The sequence below is a fragment of the Sandarakinorhabdus cyanobacteriorum genome (assembly GCF_002251755.1).
Lineage (GTDB): Bacteria > Pseudomonadota > Alphaproteobacteria > Sphingomonadales > Sphingomonadaceae > Sandarakinorhabdus > Sandarakinorhabdus cyanobacteriorum.
In genome coordinates this window covers 1-16,225 of sequence record NZ_NOXT01000066.1, presented here as the reverse complement: position 1 = coordinate 16,225, position 16,225 = coordinate 1, and the positions used below count along the sequence as shown (strand labels likewise).

General features: G+C 63.9%; 14 protein-coding genes. 9 read left to right on the top strand and 5 right to left on the bottom strand.

Translation table 11 applies throughout. The features are described from left to right. A partial coding sequence (locus CHU93_RS02215) for an IS21 family transposase (RefSeq protein ID WP_480935832.1) occupies positions 1–472 on the bottom strand: 472 nt, incomplete at its 3' end. Between the two features lie 524 nt (positions 473–996). Here CHU93_RS02215 and CHU93_RS02210 point away from each other — a divergent pair. The 7 genes from CHU93_RS02210 to CHU93_RS02180 all read left to right on the top strand — a co-directional run bounded on the left by CHU93_RS02210 (position 997) and on the right by CHU93_RS02180 (position 9,036). Continuing rightward, positions 997–3,267: a TonB-dependent receptor gene (locus tag CHU93_RS02210; RefSeq protein WP_165768570.1), complete on the top strand. Its 2,271-nt coding sequence runs from the start codon at positions 997–999 to the stop codon at positions 3,265–3,267. A gap of 116 nt (positions 3,268–3,383) precedes the next feature. Beyond that, positions 3,384–4,241: a nuclear transport factor 2 family protein gene (locus CHU93_RS02205; RefSeq protein WP_165768569.1), complete on the top strand. Its 858-nt coding sequence runs from the start codon at positions 3,384–3,386 to the stop codon at positions 4,239–4,241. A 1-nt stretch (position 4,242) separates the two neighbouring features. Continuing rightward, the gene (locus CHU93_RS02200; protein ID WP_165768568.1) at positions 4,243–5,457 is read left to right on the top strand and encodes an MFS transporter; all 1,215 of its coding nucleotides are present in this window, start codon (positions 4,243–4,245) and stop codon (positions 5,455–5,457) included. Between the two features lie 19 nt (positions 5,458–5,476). After that, a complete protein-coding gene (locus CHU93_RS02195) occupies positions 5,477–6,457 on the top strand; it encodes a cupin domain-containing protein (RefSeq protein ID WP_243375110.1) in 981 nt (326 codons plus the stop codon). Beyond that, the gene (locus CHU93_RS02190; RefSeq protein ID WP_094472561.1) at positions 6,454–7,512 is read left to right on the top strand and encodes a nuclear transport factor 2 family protein; all 1,059 of its coding nucleotides are present in this window, start codon (positions 6,454–6,456) and stop codon (positions 7,510–7,512) included. The genes CHU93_RS02195 and CHU93_RS02190 overlap by 4 nt, the downstream gene beginning before the upstream one ends. Continuing rightward, a complete protein-coding gene (locus tag CHU93_RS02185) occupies positions 7,509–8,144 on the top strand; it encodes a hypothetical protein (RefSeq protein ID WP_094472560.1) in 636 nt (211 codons plus the stop codon). The genes CHU93_RS02190 and CHU93_RS02185 overlap by 4 nt, the downstream gene beginning before the upstream one ends. A gap of 10 nt (positions 8,145–8,154) precedes the next feature. Beyond that, a complete protein-coding gene (locus CHU93_RS02180) occupies positions 8,155–9,036 on the top strand; it encodes an amidohydrolase family protein (RefSeq protein WP_207759188.1) in 882 nt (293 codons plus the stop codon). Here CHU93_RS02180 and CHU93_RS02175 read toward each other — a convergent pair. Genes CHU93_RS02175 through hisD form a run of 4 tightly spaced genes read right to left on the bottom strand, consistent with a single transcriptional unit; the run spans position 9,024 to position 13,305 of the window. After that, positions 9,024–9,779 (bottom strand): HpcH/HpaI aldolase family protein, encoded by a 756-nt coding sequence (locus CHU93_RS02175; protein WP_094472559.1) that lies wholly within the window; start codon positions 9,777–9,779, stop codon positions 9,024–9,026. The genes CHU93_RS02180 and CHU93_RS02175 overlap by 13 nt on opposite strands. Then, positions 9,776–10,933, bottom strand: a complete 1,158-nt coding sequence (locus CHU93_RS02170; RefSeq protein WP_094472558.1) for a cobalamin-independent methionine synthase II family protein — start codon at positions 10,931–10,933, stop codon at positions 9,776–9,778. The genes CHU93_RS02175 and CHU93_RS02170 overlap by 4 nt, the downstream gene beginning before the upstream one ends. A gap of 17 nt (positions 10,934–10,950) precedes the next feature. Next, a complete protein-coding gene (locus tag CHU93_RS02165; RefSeq protein ID WP_165768567.1) occupies positions 10,951–11,946 on the bottom strand; it encodes a LacI family DNA-binding transcriptional regulator in 996 nt (331 codons plus the stop codon). 33 nt (positions 11,947–11,979) lie between these two features. Beyond that, entirely contained in the window at positions 11,980–13,305 is a 1,326-nt protein-coding gene (hisD, locus tag CHU93_RS02160) for a histidinol dehydrogenase (protein ID WP_094472556.1), read from the bottom strand. Here hisD and CHU93_RS02155 point away from each other — a divergent pair. Both CHU93_RS02155 and istA read left to right on the top strand, forming a co-directional pair. Further along, the gene (locus tag CHU93_RS02155; protein ID WP_243375107.1) at positions 13,298–14,125 is read left to right on the top strand and encodes an SDR family NAD(P)-dependent oxidoreductase; all 828 of its coding nucleotides are present in this window, start codon (positions 13,298–13,300) and stop codon (positions 14,123–14,125) included. The two genes, hisD and CHU93_RS02155, sit on opposite strands and share 8 nt — an antisense overlap. A gap of 589 nt (positions 14,126–14,714) precedes the next feature. After that, positions 14,715–16,217 (top strand): IS21 family transposase, encoded by a 1,503-nt coding sequence (gene istA, locus CHU93_RS02150; RefSeq protein ID WP_094472554.1) that lies wholly within the window; start codon positions 14,715–14,717, stop codon positions 16,215–16,217. Positions 16,218–16,225: the final 8 nt, after the last annotated feature.

The following is a 16,225-nucleotide window of genomic DNA, read 5'->3' as shown; positions in this document are numbered from 1 at the left end:
ATCGTCGCGTAGTTCTCACCTTGATCGTCGCGCTACAGCCGGCAATGATCGCCCAGTCCTCGCTCCAGTCGAACTGAAACGCTTCGCCAGGCTGGAACACCAGCGGCACGAAGGTCCCGCGCCCGCTGGTCTGGGCATCACGCTGGCGGTCGGCCTTCCAGTTGCGCGCGAAGGCTGCAACACGGCCATAGGAACCATCGAAGCCCAGGGCGACGAGATCGGCGTGCATCTGCTTGGCCGTGCGCCGCTGCTTGCGCGAGCGACCAGCCTCGATCCGCAGCCAACCCGCCAACTTCTCGGCAAACGGGTCCAGCTTGCTCGGCCTGTCGGGCACCTTGAACCTCGGCTCAACCGCACCGCTGCGAAGATACTTGCGGATGGTATTGCGCGACAGTCCGGTCCGCCGCTCGATCTCCCGGATCGGCATACCCTCACGGAAATGCCAGCGCCGGATTACGCTCAGTAACGCCATGTCGATCACTCCAATGTCCCCCGACGCAACAGCCAGAGGCAGGGTCAGAACATGGGTCACTTCTCAGCGGAAATTTATGCCCCTCCCGGGTCAACTCTCAGCGGAAATCAACACGAAGGGGGGCGCGGCTGCGATGCCGGCTCCCTCCCGACAGGGTTTGCGCCATCCTGACGCAATCCACGCCCGGTTAGGGAAGGTTCGCATTCGGATGCATGATTCTGCGAACATTTGCGGCAATTTTGGTTGCGGCGACCATTCTGACGGAAAATCGGCTTCGGGTTGGCTTTGCGGCAGCGGCCCTTGATCGCCATGTGGCAGAGGGATTAAATCCTCTGTATAACAGTATTGTAAGGGCATATTTGGCCGCCGAAGCGTCCCTTGTAGCCTGTCGATACGCGCCTCACCGGTGTTGCGATTTGGTGACAGGGGGCGGCATCTGCGAAAATTGAGCTGTGAATGCGATTGCAAATCGATGCCAACTGTGGCCTCCTTCCCGCAGCAGGATGATTCAACAGGGGGGACGTATGGTTTTGCAGTCTGTGCGCGCGTTGCTGCTGGCGTCGGCCGTTGTGGCCGTACCGGTCATCGCCCAGGAGGCCGCTCCGCAAGCTGTGGACACGGCGGTGGTTGAGGAAATCGTGGTTACCGCCCAGCGCAAGGCCGAACGCCTGCAGGACGTGCCGATCGCCGTCACCGCATTCACCACCGACACGTTGCGCCGCAATGACGTGCGCGATCTCGGGCGTCTGGAAGTGCTCACGCCCGGCTTCTCCTTTGGCCGTTCCGGTTCCGATGCACGTCCGGCGATCCGCGGCGTGCGCACGGAAAATGTTGCCGTGTCGGGCGATCCCACCATCGGCTTCTTTGTCGACAACGTGTATCGCAGCCGCGCCAGCATGGCCAACGAGCCGTTCACCGATGTGGCGCGGGTGGAAGTGCAGCGCGGCCCGCAGGGCACGCTTTATGGCCGCAATACCTTTGGCGGCAATATCGCCGTCTCCACCGCCACGCCTACGGACGAGCTGTCGGGCGGCGTGAACCTGATTTACGGCTCGTTCGACCGCATTTCGGGCGAGGGGTTTGTCAATGTGCCGGTGGCCAAGGGCGTTGGCCTGCGCATTGCCGGCCTGCGCGAAACCATGGACGGTTATGTGAAGGGCACCACGCGTGATCTCGACATCTTCAACCGTGACACCACCTATCTGCGCGGCACGCTGAAGCTGGAACCGGCGAGCGGGATCGAGGCCGTGCTGCGCTACAGCTATTGGCGTGACAAGGGCACTGGCGCCGGCGCCTTTGGCTATCGCGTGGGCGGCGTGTTCGTGAACCCCACCACCAATGCCTTTGACATCAATGGCCAGCCGCGCGCCCTGCTCTATGATCTGCCGCGCACCGGCCTGCCTGGCCTGACCGGCACGCCGATCAGCTCAAACCCGCACTTCTACCCGGGCGACACCAGGCTGGAGCAGGATCTGGAGCAGCACTCGGTCAGCCTGAATGTGCAGGCGGAACTGGGCAATGTCGTACTGCGTTCGATTACCGGCTATGTCGATTACAATGTGTTCCGCAACGCCGACAATGACTTCTCCCTGCGCGCCGGCAATGTTGATGGCCAGGAAGACAAGCTGACGGCCTTCAGCCAGGAAATCCAGCTTGCCTCCAATGACAAGGGCAGCCGGTTTGACTGGCTGGTCGGCTATTTCTTCTTCAAGGAGGATGTGAGCGCCAGCTTCTTCTCGTCCTGCCCGACGGCGGCGCGCAACACGGCGGGCTGCGCCTTTGCGGCTGGCCTGCCCGTCACCACCAGCCATGCCGTGTTCGGCCAGGCCAGCTATTATCTGATTGAAGACAAGCTGCGCTTCACCGGCGGCATCCGTTACACCAGCGACAGCAAGGACATCAGCCGCGCCAACGCCACCACCGATGTCAACCAGCGGCTGGTCACGATAACGCCAACAGGCCAGCAGTTCACGCTGGACTTTGACAAGGTCACCTGGCGTGCCAATCTGGATTACAAGATCAGCAGCAACAACATGATCTATGCCAGCGTGTCGACCGGCTTCCGTTCCGGTGGGTTCAACGCTGGCTTCTTCACCAACCCGCTGCTGCCCGGTGGCTTTGGCCCTGAAAATGTTACCGCTTACGAAGTTGGTTCAAAGAACCGCTTCGCCGATGGCAAGGTGCAACTCAACCTTTCGGCATATCGCAACGAGTTCAGCGATCTCCAGGTGCAGAACCAGTTTCTGGTGCAGGGCGCTTCAGGCGTGACCACCGCTTCGGTGATCCTGAACGCCGCTCGCGCCCATTCGATGGGCATCGAAGCCGAACTGCAATGGGTGCCAGCCGAGGGCCTCAACATCGCCATGTCAGGCACGTTGATGGAGGCCAAATATGACCGCTATGCCAATGTGCCGGCCCCGGCCAACTACACCGGCCTTCTGGATTACACCGGCAATGAAATCCCCTATTCGCCAAGCTGGAAGCTGACCGCGCTCGTCAGCTATGACTTTGATCTTGGTTCGTCGGGTAAGATCACGCCGCAGGCGACCCTAGTGTGGAGTGACGGCTTCCAGTTGACCGACACCAACACCGCCCTTGACCGGCAGAACAGTTTCGCCAAGCTGGACTTGCGCATTGGCTGGCGTTCCGCAGATGACCGCTTTTCGGTGGAAGGGTTTGTCAACAACGTGACCAACCAGATCACCCTGCAGCGGGCCACCTTCGGTTCGCGCGGCCTCAACCAGAGCTTTGATGCGCCGCGCATGTTCGGCATCAGGGTGGGAGCGCGTTTCTGAAGCAGACGGAGACTGCGGCCATGACTTCATCTTCGGCGCTCGCGACCGCGGTGCGCAGCCGGGCACCACTGGCGGATGGGTTGTGGCCGGCAGGCTTTCGGGCGGCAGGCCATGTTTTGAACATATCGGCGCCGTTCGATGCCGATCCTGACGCGGCCAGTGCCGCGCTGCACGGGGCCTTCACCGGGTTGGAGCGGCGGCCGCACACGGTCATGGAAGGCCAGTGGCAAGGCGATGCCTGGGTGGCGCATTTCGGCCATTTCTGGGGCCTGTGGACGGGGCCGCTGGCCGGGCTGCCGCCCAGTGGCCGTCCGGCCTGGCTGCGTTACGGCGCGTTTGAACGGTTGGGGCCTGGTGGCATCACCGAAACCCTGCTGATCCTGGATCTGCCAGCGCTGCTGGTGGCGCATGGCCGCTGGCCATTTGCGCCGCCGCTGGGCCAGTCCGGGTTGGATCCGGCACCGGCCAGCGGGGACGGGCTGTGGCGCGCGGCGGCCGATCCGGCGCAAACGGCCGCATCGCTGGCGCTGGTCGTAGCGATGATCGCCGGTCTGATGCGTTATGACGGCAAATCGCTGGCCAGCATGGAGATGCGTCGGTTCTGGACGCCGGATTTCAGCTGGTATGGCCCCGGCCCGATCGGCATGGCGCGCGGCCATGCCGATTATGAACGCGCGCATCAGGGCCCGTTTCTGGCGGCCATCCCAGATCGGCGCGGCGGCAATCACCGCTGTCGCATGGGTGATGGACCTTATGTGGCCTCGGTCGGCTGGCCGTCGATCCGTGCCACCCACACCGGCGGCGACTGGCTGGGCCTGAGCGCCACCGGCAAGGCCATCACCATGCGCGTGATGGATTTGTGGCGCTGCGAGAACGGCTTGCTTGCCGAAAACTGGGTGTTCATCGACATCATCGAGCTGTTCGGCCAGCTGGGCATCGATGTGCTGGCCCGTGCCGCCGCCATGGCGCGCTGACATGGCCATGACCCGCGCCGAGGACCTGAGCACGGGGCGCCGGGTCGGGGCGCTGGCGTTCCTGCTGGTCGGCTATTTCTGCTATGCTTGGGCGTGGAACACGGTTGATATCCTGCGGCCCTATATCCGCGATGCGGCTGGGCTGACGCTGCAGCAATCGGGCCTGCTCTACACGGTGCAGGCTGCCGGCGGGCTGGTGGGAGCCATCATGATGGGGCAGGTGGCGGACCGGATTGGCCGGCGCAATGCCCTAATGCTGGCGCTGGCCGGGGTGGGCAGCCTGTTGCTGCTGCAAATGGCTGTCACCGCGCCATTGCCATTGCTCGCCAGCCGGGCCGGGCTGGGGTTTTTCATGGGGGCGATGTATCCCATTGTGGTGGGCCTTTATGCCGGGATGTTCGCGCCGCGCACCCGCGGACTGATCGCCGGGATCGTGATGGGCACCTATAATGTGGCGGTGGCCAGCCTCACCTTCATCGCAGGCCAGGTCATTGCCGCCGGCATGGATTGGCGTTTGCTCTATTGGCTGGGTGTGGTGCCGCTGGCGGCGTTGCAGGTGACGGTGTGGGCCATTCCCGATGATCGTCGCCTGCTTGCCTGGGGGGCGCAACCCGGCGCGCAGACGATGGCGCGAAAACTGCCGATTGCCGAGATGTTCCTGCCTGCCGTTCGCCGCAAGACGTTGCTGCTGACCGCGATGACGGGCCTGAATTTCTTTGCCTATCAGGCCTTCACCGGCTGGGCCACGACCTATCTGAAGGATGTGCGCGCGCTGCCGGCCGATCTGATCGGCCAGGTGCTGGGTGTGCAGTTCATCGCGGCGGCCCTGGGTGGTTTTGGCTGGGGCATGCTGTCAGACCGGTTCGGCCGGCGGGCAGCGGCCTGGGGCTTTGTGGCGGCGGCAGCGCTGATTCCCGTCTATCTGTTCGTGCCACTTTCGCCGCTGATGTTTGTGGCGGTTGGCTTTGCCTATGGCATGATGCTGTCGGCCAGTGCGGTGTGGGGGCCGTGGCTGTCTGAGCTGTATCCGCCGCACCTACGCTCCACGGCGGCGTCGATCTTCAATTGGGGGCGGATCGTGTCGATGCTGGCACCGATCATCACCGGGGCCCTGGTGCCTGCTCTGGGGATGGCGCCGGTGATGCTGATGGGATCCGGCGCCTTTCTCCTGGCAGCGGCCATCTGGCTGTCCTTGCCGGAAACCATGACACGATAGATTTGGGCGGAACCAGACCATGATCGATGCACAAGCCAAGTCCATTACCGCCTGGGACCAGGCCGCCATGCAAGCCCGCGTGGTGCGCTATGGCGATCTGGTGCCGTGCCGCAATGCCTTCATCGATACCCGCTCGCCGGGATCGGAGGCCAAGGAGAATTTCACCATCATCGGGCCCGGCGTGTCGGAGAACCCCGAACAGCATGTGCACATCAACGAACCGCATGGTTTCAACATTGGCGCCGCCCGTCAGCCGCCACATTGCGTGAACAGCCAGCACAGCCATCTCACCGCCGAAGTGTTCGTAGTGCAAAGCGGCACCTGGACGTTCAATTTCGGCGAGCATGGCGATGATTGCCGCATCGGCGCCGGCCCCGGCACGTTGGCGTCCATCCCGACGAACCTGTTCCGCGGCTTCAGCAATGTGGGTGATGATGTCGGGTTCCTGTGGGTGGCGCTGGGCGGCGATGATCCCGGCCGTGTGCTGTGGGCGCCCTATGTGTTCGACATGGCGCGTGATTATGGCCTGGCGCTGCTGGACAATGGCCGCCTGATCGACACAGTGAAAGGCGAGGCGATACCGGAAGGGGCGCGGCTGATGCCACCCACCAGTCCGGCACAAGTGGCAGCATTGGCCACACCGCCCGAAGCGGCGCTGCGCCGCTGCATCGTGACGCCTGATGGCTTTGCCAATCAGCCGGAAGGGCCGCTGACTGGCCCCGGCGTCGATGAACGACTGGCCATAGCGCCCTCGGCCCAGATCAACTGGCCGCATGGCTTCACCCTTTCGCGCGCGGTTTTTGCAGCCGGGGCAGGGGCCGATCAGGATGCCGCGACTGCGCCCGAAGTGCTGTTCGTTCATGAAGGCACGCTCGACATGATCTGGGCCGATGGCCAGATCAGCCTGGCAGCTGGCGACACCTTTACCGTGCCACAAGGCGTGGCCCGTCGTTATGCCAGCAGCAATGGTGCCACCGTGTTCATCGTGAGGGGGGCATGAACATTCCCGGCACCTTCGGCCGTGATATCGCTGAAGTGCTGGCGGATCCCGGCCCGCGCCGGCAACCCATGGCAGGTTTCGATGCCGATTATCACGATATCGTCCATTATATCCTGACCTGCACACACCGCATCTGGGAGCAGAAGGATATCGGACTGATCGAAAGCCATTATGCCGCTGATTGCCCGATCTGGACCGGCGCTGGCCCGGCGCAGGGCGTGGCCGGCGTGGTGGCCGGCACGTTGCGCACACTGGCTGCCTTCCCGGACCGCACGCTGATCGGCGAGGCCGTGATCTGGAGTGGCAATGAGCGCGACGGCTTTCTGTCCAGCCACCGGATCATCTCGACTGCCACCCACCACGGCGCCGGCGAGTTCGGGCCCGGCACGGGGCGCCGCATCGCATTCCTCACCATCGCCGATTGCCTGTGCCGAGCCAATCTGATCGTCGAGGAATGGCTGGTGCGCGACAACAGCCATATCGTGCTCCAGCTAGGCCTCAGTCCACGCGGGGTTGCGGCGGCCACGCCGCCAACAGCTGCAGCGCGCCAATGGTGGGCCAGCGAGTTCGCGCGCGTGCGCAGCACTCTGGCGCTGGCAACCGGCGATGCCCGGCCAGATGCCACGGCAGATCCACAGGCCTTTGTGCACTGGTTTGCAGGCACCGTGCTTGCCCGACGGCGGCTGGCATGGATGCGGCAAGCCTATGCCCCGGCGGCCACACAGGCCGCGCCCGGCGGCCGCCGTCTCATTGGCCACGGCGAGATCATCGGTTGGTGGACGGCATTCCTGTCGAACTTCGGCGATGCGCAGCTGGTGGTGGATCATGTCGCCGCGCAACCGGTCAGTGCCGATCCAAGTGATGGCATCGACATCGCCTGGCGCTGGACGCTGGCCGGGCATCATGACGGCCCCGCGCTTTATGGCACGCCTTCCGGCCGGGAAGTGGTGGTGCTGGGAGTCACCCACTGGCGCATTGTGGGCGGCGTGATTGCGGCCGAGGCCATTGTCTTCGATGAGCTGGCGATCTTGCGCCAGGTGATGGTGCCGGCATGAACCATGTGATTGACCGCGCCCTTGCCGGCGATGCGAGCGCCGTGCTGCACCGCGTTCAGGCCGAAGAAGGTTTTGCCGCGCTGGTCGGCCGCGATGCGGTGCTTGGCCGCTTGCGCGAGCTGGCCGGGCCCATGACCGAACAGGCGGTGACGGCCGGCAATGATGCGTTCCTGGCCTTGCCGGATGCCCATCTCTGGGCGCGGCTGGAGGCTGGCCGGATCGCCGCCCTCACCATCATTGCTGTCCGCGATGCCGGGCTGGCTGCTGAACTGGCTGCAGCGCATCCCTGCCATCGCCCATTGGGCGAGTTGGTGAGCGGGCGCGGACAATTGGCGCCGGTGCCCGGCGAAGGCGCCTTGGCGGCGGTGATGGCAGCCTTTGCCGCCCGCAATGTTCCTGCCCTTGCCCCCCTGCACAACGCTCCGCCCGACGCTGTGCTGCTGCCCCGAACCGTGCTTGCCTTGCCCGATGGCGGAACGGCGGCCCTTTGCCAGTTGCTGGGTCATGCCGATGGCCGCCGGATCAGCCTGCCCGTATCGCTGCTGATGGACTCTGGCGGCGGGCTGCTTGCCATGTGCCACGATCCGTTAGCGCTGGCAGCGGCATCATTGCGCCCGTTCTGGCCGGAATAGTGCGGCTGCCATGACCGGCCTGCCTGCCGAGATCATCGACGCGCACCATCACCTCTGGGATCTGGAGGCGGTCGATTACCCTTGGTTGATGGCCAGGGGTGTGCAGCGTTTCTTCGGCGATCCCACACCCATCCAACGTCCCTATCAGCCGGCGGATTTTCAGGCCGATTGGGAAGGGTTGCCGGTCATCGCCTCTGTCCATGTCCAGGTCGGCGCTGCCGATGGGCTGGCCGAAACCCGCTGGCTGGAACGCTTGCAGCCCCCCGTTCCAGCGGCCATCGTTGCCGAGACAGATTTGACGGCGCCCGATCTGGCCGACCGGCTTGATGCCCTGTGTGCCGCGAGTTTGCGCCTGCGCGGCATCCGCCAGATTGTCGGCCGCCACCCTTCCGAGGATGCTCGCACCGGCAGCCCGGCTCTGCTGGACGATCCGCGCTTTCTGGCTGGGCTGCGCATTCTGGCCCGGCGCGGCCTGTCGTTCGATCTGCAATTGACAGCGCCGCTACTGCCGCGCGCGGCTGCGCTGTTCGCACAGGTGCCCGGCTTGCAGCTGGCGCTGTGTCATGCCGGCAGCCCGTGGGATCAATCGCCCGCCGGGCTGGAGGATTGGCGGGCTGGGCTGAACCAGTTGGCCGCATTGCCAACGGCGCATGTGAAGTTGTCGGGCCTTGGCATGTTCAACCCGGCATGGACGCCTGCAACGCTGGCACCTGTGGTTGATGCGGCGCTGGCTGCCTTCGGGCCGGAGCGGACAATGTGGGGATCAAATTTCCCGGTCGATCGCCTCTATCGCGGCTATCGCCCCTTGCTGGAAACCATAGCCGCCTTGGTGCCGTCCGCCACGCACCACGCTGTGTTTGCTGGCACCGCGCGGCGCTTTTACCGGCTCTGATCGCCCTTCACGCTGGCCAGCAGGGCGGCAGCCCCCTTCAGCAGAAAATCCTGATCGCTTTGCAGCAGGAAAAAGTTGGCGCCATGGCCCTGCCAAAGCGCGGTGTCGGTGGGGCGCGGCAGGAACATGCCGATGCGGCGGCCGGCGGCACGGCCCGCCGCACAGATGCGCTCGACGGCTGCAATCACCTCGGGTTCGTCCGGTGTGGCAGCGCGCAGCGCCACGGTCAGATCGGCTCGGCCGATGAACAACGCATCAACGCCCGGCACCGCCGCGATGGCATCAATGTCGTCCAGCGCTTCGATATCCTCGATCTGCAGCACGATGATCGGATCGCTCAGTGCCAGATGGCGCGCCATGCCGCGTGTGGTGTAACCGGCCGATCGGCTCGACCCGGCAAAGCCGCGCCCGCCCGGCCCATAGTGGCAGGCTTTCACTGCCGCCTCGGCCTCGGCAGCGGAGCGGATGTGCGGCAGCAACACGCCATCGGCACCCAGATCCAGTGCGTTCAAAATGGTTTCCGGGGCGGTGTGGCTGGGGCGAACCAGCACAGGCTTTGCCGCTGCACGGGCCGCCAATATGCCCATGTCCAGCGCGGCCCTGTCAAAGGGTGCGTGTTCGGCATCCAGCACCAGGCAATCCAGCGCGGTCAGGCCCAGCACCTCGACGACGTGCGGATGCGGCGTCTTGACGAAACTGCCGACGATCAGTTCGCCGTCGGCCATGCGCTGCTTCAGGTTCATGCTGCTGCCCTCCAGAGCCGATCGCTGGCGATGGCAGCGCCCTCTGCCAATGTCTTCAGCTTGGCCCAGACGATCTCGGGATCCACCACGCCAAAGCCGGCGAATGTGGAAAATCCGCAATCGGTGCCGGCGATCACGCGCTCGCGCCCGAAAATGTTGGCATAGGTCATGATCCGGTTTGCCACCACGCGCGGATGCTCGATGAAATTGGTGGTGGAATCGATCACGCCCGGGATCAGCACCTTGTCGTCCGGGATCAGGTGGCGCTGATCGGCGAAATGTTCGTGATCATGGGCATGGCGCGGGTTGGACGTTTCAAACAACAGCCCTTGCGGCTTGGCCTGCATCAGCGTCGGCAGGATCACGCCCATTTCGACATCGCAATGGTGTGGGCCTTCATAATTGCCCCAGCACACATGCATGCGCACGCGGTCGGCAGGCAGATTGCGCAGCGCGTGATTGAGCACTTCGACATGGCGGCCGATGGCCGCCAGATAGGCATCATCGGGCAGGCGCTTGAACATCATGTGGCGGCCCAGACCCAGATCGGGGCTATCGAGCTGCAAGATGAAGCCGGCGGCGACAATGGCTTCATACTCGGGGCGCATCGCCTCGGCCATCGCCTCCAGATAGTCATCCTGGGTGGCATAAAACTCGTTTGGCTGGAACAGCGCGATCACGCCCGGCGACGCGGCATTCATGAAGGCATCAGGCGCCGGCGCCGCGGCAAGACCTGCCTTGAAGCGGCGCATGTCATCATCCAGCGGGGCCAGGGTCTTGGGCGCGATGGCACCCACGCATTTGGGCCGGCGATAGCTGGGGGTGCCGCCGCCCTTGGCCTGACGGGCCAGAAAGCTGGGAAAGGCCTCCAGATCGGCAGGCGGATCGCGACGGGAATCGCCATCAAAACCAGTGATCCGATCCTTGATGTAGGTGGCATAGCTGATCTTGGCCATTTCGCCGTCTGACACGATATCGATGCCGGCCGCGCGCTGGGCCGCCACCGTATCGGCCACCGCGCGAGACAAGACCGCTTCAGCGCCAGCCGGCAGCGGGTCACCGCGTTCAGCCGCAAAGATGATTTCAGTGACGTCGGCGGGCCGCGGCAGCGAGCCGACATGGGTGGTCAAGATGCGGTCACGGCTCGTCAGCATGGCCTATCGCCTTTCGTTCAAAGCGTTCCGGCTTCAATCCGCGCCGAATTGCCGGGTAGGAACTCCCCCGCAAACAGGCGGCGCTCTGGTGGCAAATCCGGGTCCTCGATGCGTTCAGCCAACAGGGCGACGGCGGCCTCGGTCATGCGCTGTACCGGCTGGCGGATGGTGGTGACGCGAAAACTGTCCCAGCCCGCCGGGCCGACGCCGTCGAAACCCACCACTGACAGATCGCCGGGCACGTCCAGCCCACGCGCCCTTGCCGCCTCGATGGCGCCAATGGCCATCAGATCATTGGCGGCGACCAGAGCATCGAGCGCGCCGTTGCTCAACGCCAGCAGCTGTTCCAACCCTGCGCGCCCGCTGTCGTGATCGAACTGGCCCGGCACCACCAGCGGTTCCAGGCCATGTCGGGCCAGGCGGGCCGAGGCCGCACCAACACGCTCATTGCTGACATAGGAATCGGCCGGGCCAGCAACGATCCCGAACCGGCGGTGGCCGGCCGCCACCAGCCGATCGATCAGCAGCGTTTCACCCGCAACGGAATCGCAGCACACCGATGGCACCGGATCGCCTTCGGAAATGCGGTTGTAAAGCACGAGCGGCAGGCCGCGTTCGGCGATGGCCGCAACCTGGGCCGGCAGCAGCCGCGCAGCAGCGATGATGCCATCCACCCGGTAACGCCATACCTCGGCCAGCATGGCATCCACGTCGCTTTCGGCCTGCAGTGCGAAAAGCAGCACCCGCATGCCGCGCGCATCCAGTCGGCGCGACATTTCGGCCAGCACTTCGGGATAATACAGGTTGGTCAGGTTGGAGATCAGCACGGCGACCAGACCCGACCGCTTGGTGATTAGGCTTTGCGCAATGGCATTGGGCGCGTAGCCCAGTTCGCGCGCCACCGCCATGATGCGGTCGCGCTTTGCCGGCGCCACGCTGGCGCCTGGTTTGAAGCAGCGCGAGACCGCCGATTGCGAAACGCCGGCCAGACGGGCGACATCATAGGATGTCACTGTGGTCCTTATCGGGCGTCCGCCAGTCATCAGCTATGCCACCGGGTGCAGCGGCTGTGCGCTGCCGGCATAGGGCACATTGCGGCCGCCATAGCGACGCACACGCAGGTTGGCCTGTTCGCCGTGACCGGCAAAGCCTTCCAGCGCGCACAGTCGGCTGCAATATTCGCCCACCAAGGTGGTTGCCTCGTCTGTCAGCACGCGCTGGAATGTGCAGGTTTTCAGGAATTTGCCAACCCAAAGTCCGCCCGTGTAGCGCCCGGCCCGCCGGGTGGGCAGCGTATGGTTGGTGCCAATCACCTTGTCGCCATAAGCCACGTTGGTGCGCGGGCCAAGGAACAGCGCGCCATAGTTGGTCAGGCGATTGAGGAACCAGTCGTCACGGTCGGTCATCACTTGCACATGTTCGTTGGCAATCTCATCAGATACAAGCGCCATCTCTTCATAGCTATCGCACAGGATCACCTCACCCCAGGCATCCCAGGCCTTGCGGGCGATATCGCGGGTGGGCAGAATCTCCAGCAGCCGCTCCACCTCGCGCATCGTCTCGCGCGCCAGCCTTTCGCTGTTGGTGATCAATATGGCCGGGCTATCAGGGCCATGTTCGGCCTGGCCGAGCAGGTCGGTGGCGCACATTTCGCCGTCCACCGTTTCATCGGCAATCACCATGGTTTCGGTGGGGCCGGCGAACAAGTCGATGCCCACCCGGCCAAACAGCTGGCGCTTGGCTTCGGCAACAAAGGCGTTGCCGGGGCCAACAAGCATGTCAACCGGTGCCATTGATTGTGTGCCAATCGCCATCGCGCCGACGGCCTGGATGCCGCCCAGACACCAGATTTCATCGGCCCCGGCCAGCGCCTGTGCGGTGACAACAGCGGCGGCAGGCTTGCCTTCGAATGGCGGTGCACAAGTCACCACGCGCGGCACGCCTGCCACTTTAGCGGTGATCACACTCATATGGGCGCTGGCCAACAACGGATATTTGCCGCCAGGCACATAGCAGCCGGCCGCGTTCACCGGGATGTGGCGATGGCCCAGAATGACGCCGGGCAAAGTTTCCACTTCCAGATCGGTCATCGTAGCGCGCTGTTTTTCGGCAAAGCCGCGCACCTGGGCCTGGGCGAATTCGATGTCGTGAATGTCCTGCTTTGAGAGGCTGGCAATACAGGCGTCGATCTCGGTCTTGCTCAATCGATAGTCATCCCTGTCCCAGTCATCGAACTTCACGGACAATTCGCGCACGGCGTCGTCGCCGCGTTCGCCGATATCAGCCAAGATGCGCTCAACGCTGGCACGCACCTGAACATCGATATCCGCCTTCGCCTGTGCACCCGCGCCCCGCTTCAACCAGATGGCCATATTCGCTGCCCCTTTCGCTTTGCAGCGTAAGTGCTATGCTTGTCTGCATTCGAATGCAATCGTGAATCAGGGAGGTTTAATGCTGCCGATCTGGGCGCGCGGGTTGGCCGGCCAAACCGCTCTGGTCACTGGCACCAGCCGCGGTTTGGGCGAAGCCATTGCACTGGCGCTGGCCGATGCCGGCGCCCAGGTGCTGGCGGTGGCGCGTGATCCGCAGGGGCTCGCCGCACTGGCCGCGCGTCATCCCGCCATCACGCCAATGGCCGGCGACGTGACCGACGATGCGTTTGTGGACGGCCTGGCCGCGTTGGATATCGACGTACTGGTCAATAATGCGGGCACGAACAAACCGCAGCCCATGGCCGAGGTCGCTGTCACAACATTGGATCTGATGCTGAACCTGAATGTGCGCGCGGCCTATCTCGTAGCGCAGGCAGCGGCGCGCTCGATGCTCAGGCGCGGCACGCGGGGTGCCATCATCAACATCACCAGCCAAATGGGCCATGTCGGCTCGCCGGGTCGCACCGTCTATTGCATGACCAAGCATGCGCTGGAGGGGCTTACCAAGGCAATGGCCGTGGAACTGGCGCCGGCCGGCATCAGGGTGAACAGCGTGGCTCCCACTTTCATCGAAACCCCCATGACAGCGCCAATGCTGGCCGATCCAGCCTTCGCCAAGTTTGTGCAAGAAATGATCCCGCTCGGGCGGACCGGCACGCCTGATGATGTAGCGGCGGCTGTCGTCTATCTTGCGTCACCGGCCGCCGCCATGGTTACCGGCACCAGCCTGTTGGTTGATGGTGGCTGGACCGCTCGATGATCGCCGCGTTCGTCATATAAACTTGCGGCCATGCATCGGTCGCAATTGCGCGGCTGCCAACGGCCCACAAGCCAAAGCCATCGGGTGGCTAGGCTGAAATTTCCCGATGCTCAGCTTTATCCATGCTGCCGCTATGACAGCCTCTCGCGGTGACGCTCCAACCAGTCATTCCAGCAACGGATGGCTGCTTCGCGCAAGCGCGCATTGTGCCCAAGTGGCGCGCGCCCTTGGCGTCAACGCGAAAGGCGTGGCGCTTTGTTGCGCTTGCCACGCCGGGCAGCAGCAGTGACTGCAACTGTCAACATCACGCCATATAAAATTAACAATAAATTGATTGAAGATTAAGGGAGCGTGAAGGTATTCGGCCGCCGTCGCTAACAAAGGATTAATTCAATGACCGGTCTGTTGATTTCCGCTGAGAGTTGACCCGGGATTTTCATCGAGAAGTGACCCGGGTGGATGTGTGTTTCCCTGAGAACGGCGGTGCAAAATTAGACCACGGTAGCGGCGACGAAGTGTTGCTGCGGGCGGCGTAAAAGTCGTCCACTTTGCCCTTTTGCGGGAGCGGGAGGGCAGGGAGATTTACACCGTGGAACTTTACCTGAAGGTTCGGCTTGCCTGCGCTGATGGGATGAGCCAGCGCGCAGCTGCGCGACATTTCAACGTATCGCGCGATACGGTCCGCAAGATGCTGTCGTATTCGGCCCCGCCGGGCTATCGGCGGACGGCTGCAGTGCGGCGACCGAAGCTGGAAGGCTTTGTCTCGATCATTGATGGCTGGCTCGAGGGGGACCGGTCTGTTCCTCGCAAGCAGCGCCATACGGCGAAGCGGGTGTATGATCGGCTGCGTGCCGAACACGGTTTCACCGGGGGGTATACGATCATCAAGGATTATATCCGCGAGCGTGAACAGCGCAGCCGGGAGGTGTTTGTCCCGCTGGCGCATGCGCCGGGCCACGCCCAGGCCGATTTCGGGGAGGCGTTGGTCGAGATCGGCGGGGTTGTGCAGAAGGCGCATTATTTCATGCTGGATCTGCCGCAAAGCGATGCCTGCTATGTACGGGCCTATCCGGCCGCTGTTGCCGAGGCCTGGATGGATGGCCATGTTCATGCCTTCGCGTTTTTCGGCGCGCTGCCGCTTTCGATCCTCTACGACAACGATCGCTGCCTGGTCTCGAAGATCCTGCCCGATGGGACGCGGCAGCGGGCAACGCTGTTCAGTGCCTTTTTGTCGCATTACCTGATCCGCGATCGCTACGGCCGCCCCGGCAAGGGCAATGACAAGGGCAACGTTGAAGGCGTGGTCGGCTTTGCCCGCCGCAACTTCATGGTGCCGATGCCCAGGTTTGCGACATGGGACGATTTCAACCTGTGGCTTGAGGAGCAATGCCGCGGACGCCAACAAGCCGTACTTCGCGGCGAACGCGAGACGATCGGCGAACGGCTGCAGCGCGATCTTGCCGCGATGCAGGCACTGCCACCAGCGCCCTTCGAGGCCTGCCACCAGATCAGCGGCCAGGTCACTTCGCAGGCCCTGGTCCGTTACCGGACCAACGACTACTCGGTTCCGGCCCGCTTCGGCCACCAGGAGGTGTGGATCAGGGGTTATGTCGACGAAGTGGTGATCGGCTGCCGGGGCGAGATCATCGCGCGGCATGTTCGCAGTTACCGCCGCGAAGAGGTCATCTTCGACCCCCTTCACTATCTCGCCCTGATCGAACAGAAGCCTGGCGCGCTCGACCTGGCTGCGCCCTTGCAGGGCTGGGACCTGCCTGAGCGATTTCCCGTGCTGCGCCGTCTCATGGAAGCGCGGATGGGCCAGCATGGCCGACGTGAGTACATTCAGGTGCTGCGCCTGCTCGAGAGCTTTGCGCTCGCCGACCTGCACGAGGCCGTGAAGCAGGCCATCGCCATGGGCGCGATCAGCTTTGATGCGGTGAAGCATCTGGTGCTGTGCCGCCTCGAGCGCCGTCCGGCCAGGCTCGATCTGACCCTCTATCCCTACCTGCCCAGAGCCAGGGTGGAGACGACATCGGCGCGCTCCTATCTGCGGCTCCTGTGGTCGCGTCCCGGCAGGTGGTGTAGGTTATGAGGGTAGCG